The organism is Mycobacterium pinniadriaticum (assembly GCF_026242045.1).
In the GTDB taxonomy this organism is placed as follows: Bacteria; Actinomycetota; Actinomycetes; order Mycobacteriales; family Mycobacteriaceae; genus Mycobacterium; species Mycobacterium pinniadriaticum.
Map to the genome: position 1 here is coordinate 1 of NZ_JAPJDO010000046.1, position 12,837 is coordinate 12,837.

A 12,837-nucleotide genomic window follows, 5' to 3' on the forward strand; every position below is an offset into this window, starting at 1 on the left:
CAGGCCCCCACCGCCACGATCCGCGCTCGCCGGCCGACCGCCCACCAATCCACGCCCCGACCCGTGCCACAGCTCAGCCCCAGAACCGCCTTGTTCAGCGGCCTCCTAGCGGCCGGCGAGCCTTGCCAGGGTCGCGTCGTGCAACAGCCCGTTGGTGGCGACAGCGTGGCCACCATGCGGACCGGGGTGACCGTCGAGGTTGGTGAAGGTGCCGCCGGCCTCGCGCACCAGGATGTCCAGCGGGGCGACGTCCCACAGCTTGACCTCGGGTTCGGCGGCGATGTCCACGGCTCCCTCGGCGACCAGGCAGTAGGAGAAGAAGTCGCCGTACGCCCGCACCCGCCACACGGCGTCGGTCAGCTCGATGAACTGCTCGCGCAGGCCGAGGTCGGCCCACCCGGACAGGCTGGAGAACGACAGGCTGGCCGAGCCCAGATCGGCGACACCCGATACCGCGAGCTGCCGCGCCGGGCCCGCGCCGACGGTGGCGAAAGCGCCCAGCCCGAGGCCGGCCCACCAGCGCCGGTTCAAGGCCGGAGCGCTGACCACACCCACGACCGGCACACCGTCGTCGAGCAACGCGATCAGGCTGGCCCACACCGGCACGCCGCGGACGAAGTTCTTGGTGCCGTCGATCGGATCGATCACCCACTGCCTGCCGTGGAATGCGGCCGTCCCGCCGTACTCCTCGCCCAGAACCGCGTCCTCGGGGCGTTCGCGTGCCAGGAACGTCCGCAGGTCGGTCTCCACTGCTTCGTCGGCGTCGGTGACCGGCGTCAGGTCGGGCTTGGTGTCGATGCGCAGATCCAGTGCGCCGAATCGGTCGAGGGTGATCGCGTCGGCCCGGCTGGCGAGCTCCAACGCGACCGAGAGGTCTGCGTGGACATCGTGGCCGCTCATTCGGCTCCCTCACAGGCTCGGGTCCGGCATGTCCGCTGTTGATTCGCTCCGCACGCGTCGCTCATGCCATGCCCTCGCAGGCTCGGGTCCGGCATGTCCGCTGTTGATTCGCTCCGCACGCGTCGCTCATGCCATGCCCTCGCAGGCTCGGGTCCGGCATGTCCGCTGTTGATTCGCTCCGCAAGCGTCGCTCATGGCAGCAGTCCTACCATGGCCGCATGTGGGAATTCGCGGTGCTGCTGCTGATCGTTGGTGCGTTGGTTCTCGTTCTGGCCCCCCGCTTGATGCGCCGCGGTCCGCGCGGCGAGGTGGTGCAGGGCACGCTGCTGGTGACCGGGGTGAGTCCGCGCCCGGACGCCGTGGGTGAACAGTTCGTCACGATCAGCGGCGTCATCAACGGTCCCACGGTCAACGAACACGTCGTCTACCAGCGGATGGCGGTCGACGTGGACAGCTGGCCGACGATGGGCCAGCTCATCCCGGTGGTGTATTCGCCGAAGGATCCGGACAAGTGGAACTTCGCGCCGGTGGGTCCTCAGTAGCCGCTGCGGTCCCTCCCGGGGGAGCGACACACGCTATGCCCGCCTCTGAGCGACAACCGCTACGCGCGCCGTCCAGGAACTGCCTGGGTTCCATCGAGATTGACGCCCGCGCGGTGGCCTCTCGAGCTTCTCCGCGTTCACGTCGACCTCGCTAACGTTCGAAGAAGGTGGTTGTCGCTCGGAGGCGGGCACCAACCCCGTGTCCGTGATCGAGACCCGCTAAGCCCGGGGCGCATCAGCGCGCTGGTCGATGATGCGGTCGATGACAGCGAGCAGGCCTTCGTCGAGTTCGGCCCGGGGTTGGCCACCGAGGGCGCCGAACAGCGCGTGGTGGTAGAGGCCGTCACCGATCAGCTTGATCGTGCGTGCGACATCACGGTCGCCGAGCGCTTCGGTCAGCACACCCAGCCACTGATCGGAGATCATCTCGATCACCGCACGCGCCTTGGGATCGCCGGCCTGTTGCAGGCGAGCCACCGCGACCAGCGTGCGGTCCAGCGGGGTGTTCGCGAAGTGCGACGTGCGGATGTAGTGCCGCGCCGGGCCGTCGGGCGCGTTGCGCATCTTGTCGACGTCGTCGGCGGCCAGCGCCGCCAATCGGTCACACAGCGCTTCGGCGAGCTGGTCCTTGGCGGGGAAGTGGTACAGCAGGCCGCCCTTGGACACCCCGGCGCGTGCCGCGACCGCGTCCAGCGTGGCGTGGCGCTCTCCGTCGACGGCTAACGCGTCGGCGTAGGCATCGAGGATGCGGTCGCGCGAGGTCGTCATCGGGCGAGTTTAATCGTTTCCCAACTGTACCGTCTGGACGGTATAGTTGGCGGGAGTAACTAGTTCAAGGGAGAGATAACCGTGCGCGCCTACGTGGAGCTCGTTCGGGTTCCAGGCGTGGTCAATGTGACCGCCTCACAGCTTTTTGCGCGGCTGCCGCTGGGCATGCTGTCGCTCGCGATCCTGCTACACGTGCAGGCCCGCACCGGCTCCTACGCGATCGCCGGCGCGGTCGTGGCCTGCACCAGCATCGGGGAAGCGGTGGCCATGCCCATGACCGCGCGGCTCCTCGGCCGGATCGGCATGATGGCGACCCTGGTGTCGGCCGCGCTGCTCAACGGGATCAGCATGGCGGCGCTGGCGCTCGCGCACGCCCCCGCGGCGGTGCTCATGGGCCTCGGATTCCTCATCGGGGCCTCGGTGCCGCCGCTGTTACCGGCAGTCCGGACGCTGTACCCGCAGATGGTGCCGGGTGAGGGGATCCGCGCGCTGTTCGCGCTGGACACCACGGCGCAGGAGCTGATCTGGGTCGTCGGCCCGGTCGCGGCGACCTTCCTCGCCTCGGCGGTATCGACCGCGCTGCCGCTGCTGTTCTCGGCGGCCGTCACGGTGGCCGGCACCGCGTGGTTCCTGCTCAGCGCGCGCAGCTTCCGACCGCGGCTCATCCGCAGTGCCGCGGCGTTCGGCAGAGTCCTGGCCAATCGCGCCGTGATTCTGGCCATGGTCGTGAGCCTTGCGCTGGTGGCGTCGTTCATGGCCTTGGAGGTCGGCGTCCTCGCCCTGTACGGAGACCACAAACTCTCCGCCGGCGTGGCGCTCGCGGTGGCCAGCCTCGGATCGTTGGTCGGTGGCGTCCTGTTCGGGCATCGTCGCCTGGGCGTGCGCGGCCTGGTGGTGGCGATGACGGTCGTCGCCGTCGGTACCGTCCTGTTCGGACTGGTCGACGGTTTCGCGCTGCAGCTTGCCGCCTTGTTCGCGTCGGGACTGGGCTTCGCACCCGCGCTCGCCGCGCTCTACGTGATGGTGTCCCGGGAGACCGACGAACACTCCACCGCCGAGGCGTTCGGCTGGCTCAACAGCGGCGCGCTGGCCGGTGGCGCGATGGGCACCGCGCTCGGCGGTGTGATCGCCGACGCGCACGGCGCGTTCGGGGTGGTCGTCACCGCGGCACTGCTGGCCCTCGTCGCCGCCGCCACCCCGCTGGTCGCCCGCATCGGCGGCCCGGTCAGCGGACTGTCGACCGAGCCGCGGCGGATCAGCGCCGGCGTCTGATTGTTACTCGTGCCCGATCCGCAGCAGCTCGGCCACGCTGGCGATCTTCACCCGCGGCCTGCCGTGGGGCTCGCCGGCTGACCGCTCGTAGGCGTCGATGGCCCGCCAATGGTCGTCGGTCACCAGCCGCGGTTGCCGGTCGACCAACCACCGGACCAGCTCATCGGGGTAGTCCGGTCCGACCTCGGCCAGCTGCGCGCCGGCCAGGTCGGCGAGCAGGGTGTCGACGGTGTCCTGGGAGTCCTTCTTGTTGGTGCCGATGATTCCGGAGGGGCCACGCTTGATCCAGCCCACGACGTACGCGCTGGGGCTGCCGGAGACGCGACCGTCCTCGTGCGGGATGGTGCCGCTGCCCTCGTCGAACGGCAGGCCGGGGACCGGGACTCCCCGGTAGCCGACGGCACGCACCACCAGCTGGACCGGTAGCGTTTCCCGCTCGCCGGTGTCCTTGGCGACGACGCGCCCGCCCTCGTCGGAGATCAGTTCGTTGCGGCCCAGGACGATCTCTTCCACCCGCTCGGTGCCGTGGATCTCGATTGGGGAGGTCTGGAACCGGAACACGATCCGACGATGCCCTGCGGTGTGCTCGCGGGCGGCGTAGTCGCGTAGCACCTTCATGTTGGCCTTGGCGATCTTGCCGGTCGCCTCGGCATCCTCGTCGGTGATACCGGCCAGATCCGCCGGGTCGATCACCACGTCGACACCTTCCAGCTCGCCGAGTTCGCGCAGTTCCAGGGTGGTGAACGCGGACTGCAGCGGACCGCGCCGGCCCAGGATCACCACCTCGTCGACACCCCGGTCGTGCAGCGACTGCAACGCGTGGTCGGCGATATCGGTGTTGGCCAGCACGTCGGGGTCGGTCACCAGGATCCGGGCGACGTCGATGGCGACGTTGCCGTTACCGACCACGACCGCGCGGCCACTGGTGATATCGGGCGCCATCTCCTCGAAATGCGGGTGCGCGTTGTACCAGCCGACGAAGTCGACGGCGGCCACGCTGCCGGCCAGCTCTTCGCCGGGGATGCGCAGCGCCCGGTCGGACTGGGCGCCGACGGCGTAGACCACCGCGTCATAGCGCTCGGTCAGCTCGGCGGCCTGCACGTCCTTGCCGACGGTGATGTTGCCGAAAAAGCGGAACCGCGGGTCGATCGAGGTCTTCTCGAACGTCCTGGAAATCGATTTGATCTTCGGATGGTCCGGCGCCACCCCGGAGCGCACCAGACCCCACGGGGTGGGCAACATCTCGAGCATGTCGACACGCACATCCGGTCCACCGGCTGCGGCGGAACCATCGGCGAACTTCAGCAGCGATGCCGCCGCGAAGTACCCCGAGGGTCCCGCACCGACGATCGCGACATAGTAAGGACGCATTCTCGCGCTTTCTGTCCGGACCCGGCCGCGCGCAATGGGCTGTCGCGTCGCGGTCGAGAAGCACCGCTATGGGCTTGCGCGGCGCACATCCTGGTTACAGATGTGATGTTAGACGGGCAACCGGCGAGGCCGCCCCAGAAGGCTGCGCAGCCGTCGTGGATCACAACGTGTCGCGGCGCCGGTACCCTGAGGACCCGTGGACCTCGATCGTCAGTCAGATATCGCCGCCCTTGATTCCACCTTGACAACGGTGGAACGAGTGCTCGACATCGATGGGCTGCGCGCCAAGATCGAGAAGCTCGAACACGAAGCCGCCGACCCGAATCTGTGGAACGACCAGAGCCACGCCCAGCGCGTCACCAGTGAGCTCTCCCATGCCCAGGGCGAGTTGCGCCGCGTCGAGGGCCTGCGGTCCCGTCTCGACGACCTGCCGGTGCTCTACGAGCTGGCGGCCGAAGAGGGAGGCGACGACGAGCTCGCTGAGGCCGACGCCGAACTGAAGGCGCTGCAGGCCGACGTCGAACAGATGGAGGTCCGGACGCTGTTGTCCGGCGAGTACGACGAGCGCGAGGCGCTGGTGACCATCCGTTCCGGGGCCGGTGGCGTCGACGCCGCCGACTGGGCCGAGATGCTGATGCGGATGTACATCCGCTGGGCCGAACAACACAACTACGGGGTAGAGGTGTTCGACACCTCCTACGCCGAAGAGGCGGGGATCAAGAGCGCCACCTTCGCGGTGCACGCCCCCTACGCGTACGGCACGCTGTCGGTCGAGCAGGGCACCCATCGGCTGGTGCGGATCAGCCCGTTCGACAACCAGAACCGGCGGCAGACCTCGTTCGCCGACGTCGAGGTGTTGCCCGTGGTGGAGACCACCGACCATGTCGACATTCCCGAGACCGACGTCCGGGTCGACGTCTACCGGTCCAGCGGACCCGGCGGCCAGTCGGTCAACACCACCGACTCGGCGGTTCGACTGACCCATATCCCCACCGGTATCGTCGTGACCTGCCAGAACGAAAAGTCGCAGCTGCAGAACAAGGTTTCTGCGATGCGCGTCCTGCAGGCGAAGCTCCTGGAACGCAAACGCCAGGAAGAACGCGCCGAGCTCGACGCTCTCAAGGGCGACGGCGGGAGCTCCTGGGGCAATCAGATGCGCTCCTACGTTCTGCACCCCTACCAAATGGTCAAGGATCTGCGTACCGAGTACGAGGTCGGCAATCCCGCGGCGGTACTGGATGGGGACATCGACGGATTCCTGGAGGCGGGGATCCGCTGGCGCAACCGACGAGATGACGACTAACAGCTACCTGGCCCTGGACTTCGCCGCGCACTGGAACGACTTCTGGCACGGCCAGTACGGCGTGTGGATCGTGACCAGGGGTGTGCGCATCGCCCTGCTGCTGATCGGCGGCCTGTTGGGGGCGAGGTTCATCTCGTGGCTCGCGCGGCGCATCACCCGTCGGATCGACGCTCAGTACCAACAGACCGACCAGATCGTCCGCACCGAGAGCGCCAAGCACCAGCAGGCCGTGGCGTCGGTGGTGTCCTGGGTGTCGATCGCCCTGCTGTTCGTGATGGTCGTCATCGAGATCGGTGATGTCTTGTCGATCCCGGTCAGCTCGCTGGCCGCACCGGCCGCGGTGCTGGGCGCGGCGCTGGGCTTCGGTGCGCAGAACCTGGTGAAGGACATGCTGGCCGGCTTCTTCATCATCACCGAACGGCAGTACGGTTTCGGCGACCTGGTCCAGCTGAGTATGGTCGGCGCACCCAAGGATTCGCTGGGCACCGTCGAAGAGGTCACCCTGCGGGTGACCAAGCTGAGAACACCGGAAGGGGAGATGTACACCGTCCCCAACGGGAACATCGTCAGATCCCTGAACCTGTCCAAGGACTGGGCGCGCGCGGTCGTCGACGTCCCGGTGCCGACGACGGCGGACCTGAACCGGGTCAACGACGTGCTGCACAGGGTGTGTAACGACGCGATGCTCGACGAGGATCTGCGCAAACTGCTGCTCGACAAACCGGCGCTGATGGGCGTGGAAAGCCTGGAGGTCGACTCGGTCAACCTCCGCATGGTGGCCCGGACCCTGCCCGGCAAGCAGTTCGACGTCGGCCGCAGGCTGCGTGTCATGGTGATCGAGGCCCTGGCGAGCGCCGGCATCAACACCCCGGCCGAGAGAATCCCCACGCTGGGTGCCATGACCCCGTCGGGAACCAGCGACGACGTGGCGGCGGCTCGCAGTCGGGAAGCTCAGCGATGACGAACGTGCCGAGCAAGTCGAAGCGTGAGGACCGGGGCTGGCCCAAGTACCTGCCCGGCGGTCGCATCCGCACGTCCACGGCTGTGATGATCGTGGCGTTCGTCGCGTTGTTCTGGGTCTACCAGAACTATGAGCCGCCCGAACAGCAGGTTCCGGCGACCCAGGTGGTGCCGCCGGGGTTCGTGCCCGACCCGTCCTACACCTGGGTGCCGCGCACCGACGTGCGGCGTACCACGACAACGCCGACGACAACGACGACGACGACCGAGACGACGTCACCCACGGAGACGACCTCGCCGACGGACACGACCTCGCCGACTTCGCCCGGCGAGTCGACCTCGCCGACGACGACCACCACACCGGCCAGTCCCGGGGCCGTGCCGACGACGACGCCGACGACCTCGACGCCGACGACGAGTCCGTCACCGGCGCCCGGGCAGGGGCCGATGGCCACACCCGCGGCGCCGACGCGGTAGATGAGCGGTCCCGACGGCTACACTGGCGTGCCGTGATGATCACCCTTGACCATGTCAGTAAGCAGTACAAGTCGTCGGCTCGACCAGCCCTCGACAATGTCAGCGTCAAGATCGACAAGGGTGAGTTCGTGTTCCTCATCGGCCCGTCAGGGTCGGGCAAGTCGACGTTCATGCGGCTGCTGCTGGCCGAAGAGACACCCACCTCGGGGGAACTTCAGGTGTCGAAGTTCCACGTCAACAAACTGCACGGCCGGCAGATCCCCAAGCTGCGGCAGGTGATCGGCTGCGTGTTCCAGGACTTCCGGCTCCTGCAGAGCAAGACGGTGTTCGAGAACGTCGCCTTCGCACTGGAGGTGATCGGCAAGAAGCCCGACACCATCAACCGGGTCGTGCCCGATGTGCTGGAGATGGTGGGTCTGTCGGGCAAGGCCAACCGGCTGCCGGCCGAACTGTCCGGCGGTGAGCAGCAGCGGGTGGCCATCGCGCGGGCGTTCGTCAACCGGCCGCTGGTGCTGCTGGCCGACGAGCCCACCGGCAACCTCGACCCGGAGACCAGCAAGGACATCATGGATCTGCTCGAACGGATCAACCGCACGGGCACCACAGTGTTGATGGCCACCCATGACCACCACATCGTCGATTCCATGCGCCAGCGCGTGGTGGAGCTGTCCCTGGGCCGGCTCGTGCGCGATGAGCAGCGTGGTGTCTACGGAATGGATCGTTAAGTGCGCTTCGGCTTCCTGATCAACGAGGTCTTCACCGGGCTTCGCCGCAACGTCACCATGACGGTGGCCATGATCCTGACCACGGCGATCTCGATCGGCCTGTTCGGCGGTGGCCTGCTGGTGGTGCGCCTGGCCGACCACTCCCGCGACATCTACCTCGACCGCGTCGAGACCCAGGTGTTCCTGACCAACGACGTGTCGGCCAACGACCCGACCTGCGACGCCGACCCGTGTAAGGCGTTGCGTGCCAAGATCGAGGCCCGCGACGACGTGAAGTCGGTCCGGTTCCTGGACCGCGACGCCGCCTACGACGACGCGATCCGCAAGTTCCCGCAGTACAAGGACGTCGCCAGTAAGGACTCCTTCCCGGCGTCGTTCATCGTCAAGCTGGACAACCCGGAGCAGCACAAGGATTTCGACGCCGCGATGCAGGGCCAGCCCGGTGTGCTCAACGTGCTCAACCAGAAGGAGCTGATCGACCGGCTCTTCGCGGTGCTCGACGGGCTGTCCAGCGCCGCGTTCGCGGTGGCGGTGGTGCAGGCGATCGGCGCGATCCTGTTGATCGCCAACATGGTCCAAGTGGCTGCCTACACCCGGCGCACCGAGATCGGGATCATGCGGATGGTGGGCGCGACGCGGTGGTACACCCAGCTGCCATTCCTGCTGGAAGCGGTGCTGGCGGCGACGATCGGTGTCGTCATCGCCATCGTCGGGCTGATCGTGGTGCGGGCGGCGTTCCTGGAGAACGCGCTCAACCAGTTCTACCAAGCCAATCTGATCGCCCGGATCGACTACGCCGACATCCTCTATATCTCTCCGATCATGTTCGGCGTCGGCGTGTTGATGGCCGGGATCACCGGCTATGTGACGCTGCGCCTCTACGTACGGCGGTAGCGGTGGCCAAAAACCCGGAGAAGAAACCCGATCGCAAGATCGTCGCCACCAATCGCAAGGCCCGCCACAACTATTCGATCCTCGACACCTACGAGGCCGGCGTCGTGCTGCAGGGCACCGAGGTCAAGAGCCTGCGGGAAGGCCACGCGTCGCTGGCCGACGCGTTCGCGACCGTCGACGACGGCGAGATCTGGTTGCGCAACCTGCACATCCCGGAGTATCACCACGGCACCTGGACCAATCATGCGCCGCGACGCAATCGCAAACTGCTGCTGCACCGTCGTCAGATCGACACCCTGGTCGGCAAGATCCGTGACGGCAACCTGACGTTGGTGCCGCTGTCGCTGTACTTCTCCGACGGCAAGGTCAAGGTCGAGCTGGCTCTGGCGCGCGGCAAGCAGGCCCACGACAAGCGACAGGACCTGGCCCGCCGTGATGCCCAACGTGAGGTGATTCGGGAACTCGGCCGCCGGGCCAAGGGCAAGCTCTGATCGGGGTCCTGCTCGCGCTGGCATCGGCAATCGGTTACGGCGTCAGCGATTTCGTCGGTGGCATCGCGTCACGCCGGGTGGCCGCCCTGCGGGTGGTGTTGGTCTCCTACCCGCTGGCGATGGTCCTGCTCGGGATCCTGGCGGTGATCGTCGGCGGCACGGTGTCCACCCCGGCGGTGGTCTGGGGTGTGCTGTGCGGCGTGAGCCAGGCCTTCGGGGTCTGGTGGTTCTACGCCGCGCTGGGGGCCGGCCCGATCTCGGTGGTCTCGCCGCTGACGTCGATCCTGGTCGCCGGTGTGCCGGTCAGCGTGGGACTCGTGCTGGGGGAGCGGCCCGGCGTGATCGCCGGGATCGGAATCGTGCTGGCCTTGCTCGCCGTCGTGTTGGTCAGTCGGGAGGCCACCGACGAGGACGTGCGTCCGCACCGGTTTACCCCGACGGTGGCGTGGCTGACCGTCGGTTCGGGGGTCGCCTTCGGGCTCAACTTCGTGCTGATCCACCAGGCTCCGGTCGACGCCCGCCTCTGGCCGTTGTTCTTCGCGCGGGTATCGGCGACCGCGATCGTGTTGTTGGTGGCCGCGTTCAGCGGGAACTTCCACGCGCCCCGTGGATTTCCGCTGCAGATGGCGGTGCTCGCCGCGTTGTTGGACACGGGCGCCAATGTGGCGATGCTGCTGGCGCTGCAGGCTTCGCTGCTGACGCTGGCCAGTGTGCTGATGTCGCTGTATCCGGCCGCGACGGTGCTGCTGGCCATCGTGGTGCTGCGTGAGCGGGTCACCCGGTGGCAGGTGGTGGGGATGGTGCTGGCGCTGGTCGCCGTGGGAATGATCGCAGTGCACTAGCTGCGTCGGCCGTGCGAAGCCGGCGTCAGCGCAGCGTCTCACTCGGCACGTCGAAGCGCTCCTGGTAGGCGCGCACCTTCTCGCGCAGCTCGTCGGCGTCCAGCCCGGTGTCGGCCCACGTGTAGCGATTGCCCCCGCCGTCGCCCGGGTTGGCCGAAAGGTGTTCGCGCATCCGCTGTTCGGCGACCGGGGTGAGCTCGCGTCCCATCCGATCGTAGACCGTCTTGATGGTGGCGAACGGGTCGCGCATGAAGTCGGCGAATCGTACGTTGATGATGCGATCCGCGGCGATCACCCCGTCGTCGATCATCTTCATCCCGCGTTCGAGCCCCAACAGCATCTCGGCGGCGCACAGCCCGGCGGTTCGGCGCACCGATGCCCCTTCGCTGGCCAGTTTCTGCAGGTGGGCCATCAGTGCGCTGATCGATGAGATCACCACCAGCGGATCACGATGGGTCTGAACCAGAATCGCGTCCGGATACTCGGCGATGAGCTTGTCGAGCTGCCAGAGGTGGGCCGGGGTCTTCAGCAGCCACTGTCCGGGCACACCGGACTGCAGGTGCTGTAGATACTTGCGGTGATAGCGGTAGGCGGCGCTGTGGTCGGCCTCGTACATCAACCAGTGGGCGTAGTTGGGCAGCCGGTATTGCGTGCTGTAGATCATGCTGCAGAATGTGCCCGCGGTGATACGCACGCATTCCTGGCCGAACCGCGCGTCCATCGGGTGCCATTTCATGAAGCCGGGCATCAGCTGCTCGGTCATCTCCAGCTGGTTCTGGATCTCCTCGATCCGCGGGTCGGTGTCGTAGGTGTCGGGTTGGGGGACCGGGAACGGGCGGTCGACCTCCCAGGTCAACGGTGCCCGCAGATCGGGATCCAGGGTGAGCAGGTCGTAGAGGATGGTGGTGCCGGTGCGCGGCTGTCCCATGATCACGATCGGCTTCTCGATCCGCTCGTCGGCGACCTCGGGATGCGCTGCACGCCAACCGGTGATCTGCAGCCGGTTGCGCAGCGGCACGACGATGTCGGCCGCGGCGATCTCCACGCCCAGCGGCGACAGGTCAGCCTCGGCGACCAGGTCGTCGACCAGCCGGTCCAGGTTGTCGCGCCAGCCGTCGTCGTCGCCGAAGTCGTCGCTGCCCGCCAGCTCACAGGCCTGCTCGATCAACTTCTCCGGATCGAGGCGGGCCTGAACCGCACTGGTCATCGCTGAACCTCCTTCTCCAGCAGGCGAACTGTCACATCGGGGGCGTTCGGGTTGTCCAGCCAGCGCACGATCATGAAGCCGCGCTGCCGTCCGCCGGTATCCAGCCAGAAGCCGTCGCCGGTGTCCTCGGCGCCGATCCTCAGGCGGACGTATCCGTCGGGATCGGGGGAGACACCCTTGTTGGTCACCGAACTGGTGCGCACCAGCGGCTCCAGGCATTCGTGCCAGATGCTTTCCAAAGTGACCGACCAGTACCGGGTTTCGGGTGGGCGGAACTCCAATTGCAGGCTCTGGTGGGGTTCGAGGTCGAACATGCCCAGCATGTAGAGGTTGTCCGGTGTGGTGTTCTCGCCGCCCAGATTCTCCGCACCCGACGTGATCAGGATGTTGGGGGTGTCCAGCAGGTCGGGCCGCACGGTGCGGTGCAGGGTGGTGAGTTTGACGATCGTCCAGCCCATCGCGGTCAATTGTGCGGCCAGCGCCTCGTCGGTCAGCGGTGCGGGAGGCGGCGCTTGGCCCAGAAGGGCGATATCGAGCTGCACGGGGATTTCGGTGGCCGGGTCGGCGATGTAGTCGCGCACCACGATCGAGGTGGCGTCGTCGGGGATCTGCACCCACTGGGCTCCGGCCAACGCGTCGTCGGCCGGTTGGCTGGCGGCGAAGACGACGTTGAACCGGCCGGCCTCATCGAGATGCAGGTCGCGGTCGGACAGGTAATTGCTCATCCGGCGCGGGTTCATCCCGGTGCCGGCCAGAACCTGCAGGCCCAGATAGGTCGACGTGCCGCGGGTGCCGGTCACCCGATAGGCCCGGTCACCGCTGATCATGGCCAACGGGTAGGAGCCGTGCGGGTTGGGTCCGCCGACGAAGCGGAACGGGGTGCACATGTCGACGAAGTGCGGATGGTCGGGGTCGACGTCCACCGACAGTTCGGTGCACAGGGCCGTCACCCGGTTCAGCACGCGCAGTCCCTCGAGCAGTTCCCGTTCGTTGCGGGCGTCCGCGGTGATCTGACCGGTCAGGTCATCGAGCACCTTGCGGACGAATCCCCATGCCTCTAGTGACTTTTCGCCACTCATGCGCTC

14 protein-coding genes are annotated in these 12,837 nt (G+C 67.4%); 9 read left to right on the plus strand and 5 right to left on the minus strand.

Annotation, left to right across the window (positions count from 1 at the left end; genetic code table 11):
- Nucleotides 1-105: 105 nt before the first annotated feature.
- Nucleotides 106-900 (minus strand): histidinol-phosphatase, encoded by a 795-nt coding sequence (gene hisN, locus ORI27_RS28895; protein WP_266000576.1) that lies wholly within the window; start codon nt 898-900, stop codon nt 106-108.
- Between the two features lie 218 nt (nt 901-1,118).
- Here hisN and ORI27_RS28900 point away from each other — a divergent pair, with 218 nt between their 5' ends.
- Complete coding sequence (locus ORI27_RS28900; RefSeq protein ID WP_266000577.1) at nt 1,119-1,442, plus strand: hypothetical protein; 324 nt, start codon at nt 1,119-1,121, stop codon at nt 1,440-1,442.
- 219 nt (nt 1,443-1,661) lie between these two features.
- Here ORI27_RS28900 and ORI27_RS28905 read toward each other — a convergent pair whose 3' ends face one another.
- Nucleotides 1,662-2,210, minus strand: coding sequence for a TetR/AcrR family transcriptional regulator (locus tag ORI27_RS28905; RefSeq protein WP_266000578.1), 549 nt, complete (start codon nt 2,208-2,210; stop codon nt 1,662-1,664).
- An 81-nt stretch (nt 2,211-2,291) separates the two neighbouring features.
- On the opposite strand from ORI27_RS28905, the gene ORI27_RS28910 reads away from it, so the two are divergent.
- A complete protein-coding gene (locus ORI27_RS28910) occupies nt 2,292-3,482 on the plus strand; it encodes an MFS transporter (protein WP_266000579.1) in 1,191 nt (396 codons plus the stop codon).
- A gap of 3 nt (nt 3,483-3,485) precedes the next feature.
- Here ORI27_RS28910 and ORI27_RS28915 read toward each other — a convergent pair whose 3' ends face one another.
- Nucleotides 3,486-4,853, minus strand: coding sequence for an FAD-dependent oxidoreductase (locus ORI27_RS28915; RefSeq protein WP_266000580.1), 1,368 nt, complete (start codon nt 4,851-4,853; stop codon nt 3,486-3,488).
- A gap of 196 nt (nt 4,854-5,049) precedes the next feature.
- Between ORI27_RS28915 and prfB the strand changes: the two genes are divergently transcribed.
- The 7 genes from prfB to ORI27_RS28950 are packed head-to-tail and all read left to right on the plus strand — an operon-like array spanning nt 5,050 to nt 10,545.
- A complete protein-coding gene (gene prfB, locus ORI27_RS28920; protein ID WP_266000581.1) occupies nt 5,050-6,156 on the plus strand; it encodes a peptide chain release factor 2 in 1,107 nt (368 codons plus the stop codon).
- Complete coding sequence (locus ORI27_RS28925) at nt 6,146-7,117, plus strand: mechanosensitive ion channel family protein (protein ID WP_266000582.1); 972 nt, start codon at nt 6,146-6,148, stop codon at nt 7,115-7,117. The genes prfB and ORI27_RS28925 overlap by 11 nt, the downstream gene beginning before the upstream one ends.
- Nucleotides 7,114-7,593 carry a hypothetical protein gene (locus ORI27_RS28930; RefSeq protein WP_266000583.1) on the plus strand — a complete coding sequence of 160 codons (480 nt, stop codon included), beginning with the start codon at nt 7,114-7,116 and terminating at the stop codon, nt 7,591-7,593. Before ORI27_RS28925 ends, ORI27_RS28930 begins: the two co-directional genes overlap by 4 nt.
- A gap of 35 nt (nt 7,594-7,628) precedes the next feature.
- A complete protein-coding gene (gene ftsE, locus ORI27_RS28935; protein ID WP_266000611.1) occupies nt 7,629-8,318 on the plus strand; it encodes a cell division ATP-binding protein FtsE in 690 nt (229 codons plus the stop codon).
- Nucleotides 8,319-9,212 carry a permease-like cell division protein FtsX gene (gene ftsX, locus ORI27_RS28940; protein ID WP_266000584.1) on the plus strand — a complete coding sequence of 298 codons (894 nt, stop codon included), beginning with the start codon at nt 8,319-8,321 and terminating at the stop codon, nt 9,210-9,212. It abuts the gene before it with no gap.
- A 2-nt stretch (nt 9,213-9,214) separates the two neighbouring features.
- A complete protein-coding gene (smpB, locus tag ORI27_RS28945; RefSeq protein ID WP_266000585.1) occupies nt 9,215-9,703 on the plus strand; it encodes an SsrA-binding protein SmpB in 489 nt (162 codons plus the stop codon).
- Nucleotides 9,700-10,545 carry an EamA family transporter gene (locus ORI27_RS28950; protein WP_407666461.1) on the plus strand — a complete coding sequence of 282 codons (846 nt, stop codon included), beginning with the start codon at nt 9,700-9,702 and terminating at the stop codon, nt 10,543-10,545. Before smpB ends, ORI27_RS28950 begins: the two co-directional genes overlap by 4 nt.
- A 25-nt stretch (nt 10,546-10,570) precedes the next feature.
- On the opposite strand, the gene ORI27_RS28955 is transcribed toward ORI27_RS28950, so the two are convergent.
- Nucleotides 10,571-11,752 carry a sulfotransferase family protein gene (locus ORI27_RS28955; protein WP_266000586.1) on the minus strand — a complete coding sequence of 394 codons (1,182 nt, stop codon included), beginning with the start codon at nt 11,750-11,752 and terminating at the stop codon, nt 10,571-10,573.
- Complete coding sequence (locus tag ORI27_RS28960; RefSeq protein ID WP_266000587.1) at nt 11,749-12,831, minus strand: DUF1214 domain-containing protein; 1,083 nt, start codon at nt 12,829-12,831, stop codon at nt 11,749-11,751. The genes ORI27_RS28955 and ORI27_RS28960 overlap by 4 nt, the downstream gene beginning before the upstream one ends.
- Nucleotides 12,832-12,837: the final 6 nt, after the last annotated feature.

Excerpts from the sequence above, each read along its gene's own strand:
- ORI27_RS28905 (WP_266000578.1), bottom strand. The coding sequence starts at position 2,210 with ATGACGACCTCGCGCGACCGCATCCTCGATGCCTACGCCGACGCGTTA.
- ORI27_RS28955 (WP_266000586.1), bottom strand. The coding sequence starts at position 11,752 with ATGACCAGTGCGGTTCAGGCCCGCCTCGATCCGGAGAAGTTGATCGAG.
- hisN (WP_266000576.1), bottom strand. The coding sequence starts at position 900 with ATGAGCGGCCACGATGTCCACGCAGACCTCTCGGTCGCGTTGGAGCTC.
- ORI27_RS28915 (WP_266000580.1), bottom strand. The coding sequence starts at position 4,853 with ATGCGTCCTTACTATGTCGCGATCGTCGGTGCGGGACCCTCGGGGTAC.
- ORI27_RS28925 (WP_266000582.1), top strand. The coding sequence starts at position 6,146 with ATGACGACTAACAGCTACCTGGCCCTGGACTTCGCCGCGCACTGGAAC.
- ORI27_RS28930 (WP_266000583.1), top strand. The coding sequence starts at position 7,114 with ATGACGAACGTGCCGAGCAAGTCGAAGCGTGAGGACCGGGGCTGGCCC.
- ORI27_RS28960 (WP_266000587.1), bottom strand. The coding sequence starts at position 12,831 with ATGAGTGGCGAAAAGTCACTAGAGGCATGGGGATTCGTCCGCAAGGTG.
- ftsE (WP_266000611.1), top strand. The coding sequence starts at position 7,629 with ATGATCACCCTTGACCATGTCAGTAAGCAGTACAAGTCGTCGGCTCGA.
- ORI27_RS28900 (WP_266000577.1), top strand. The coding sequence starts at position 1,119 with ATGTGGGAATTCGCGGTGCTGCTGCTGATCGTTGGTGCGTTGGTTCTC.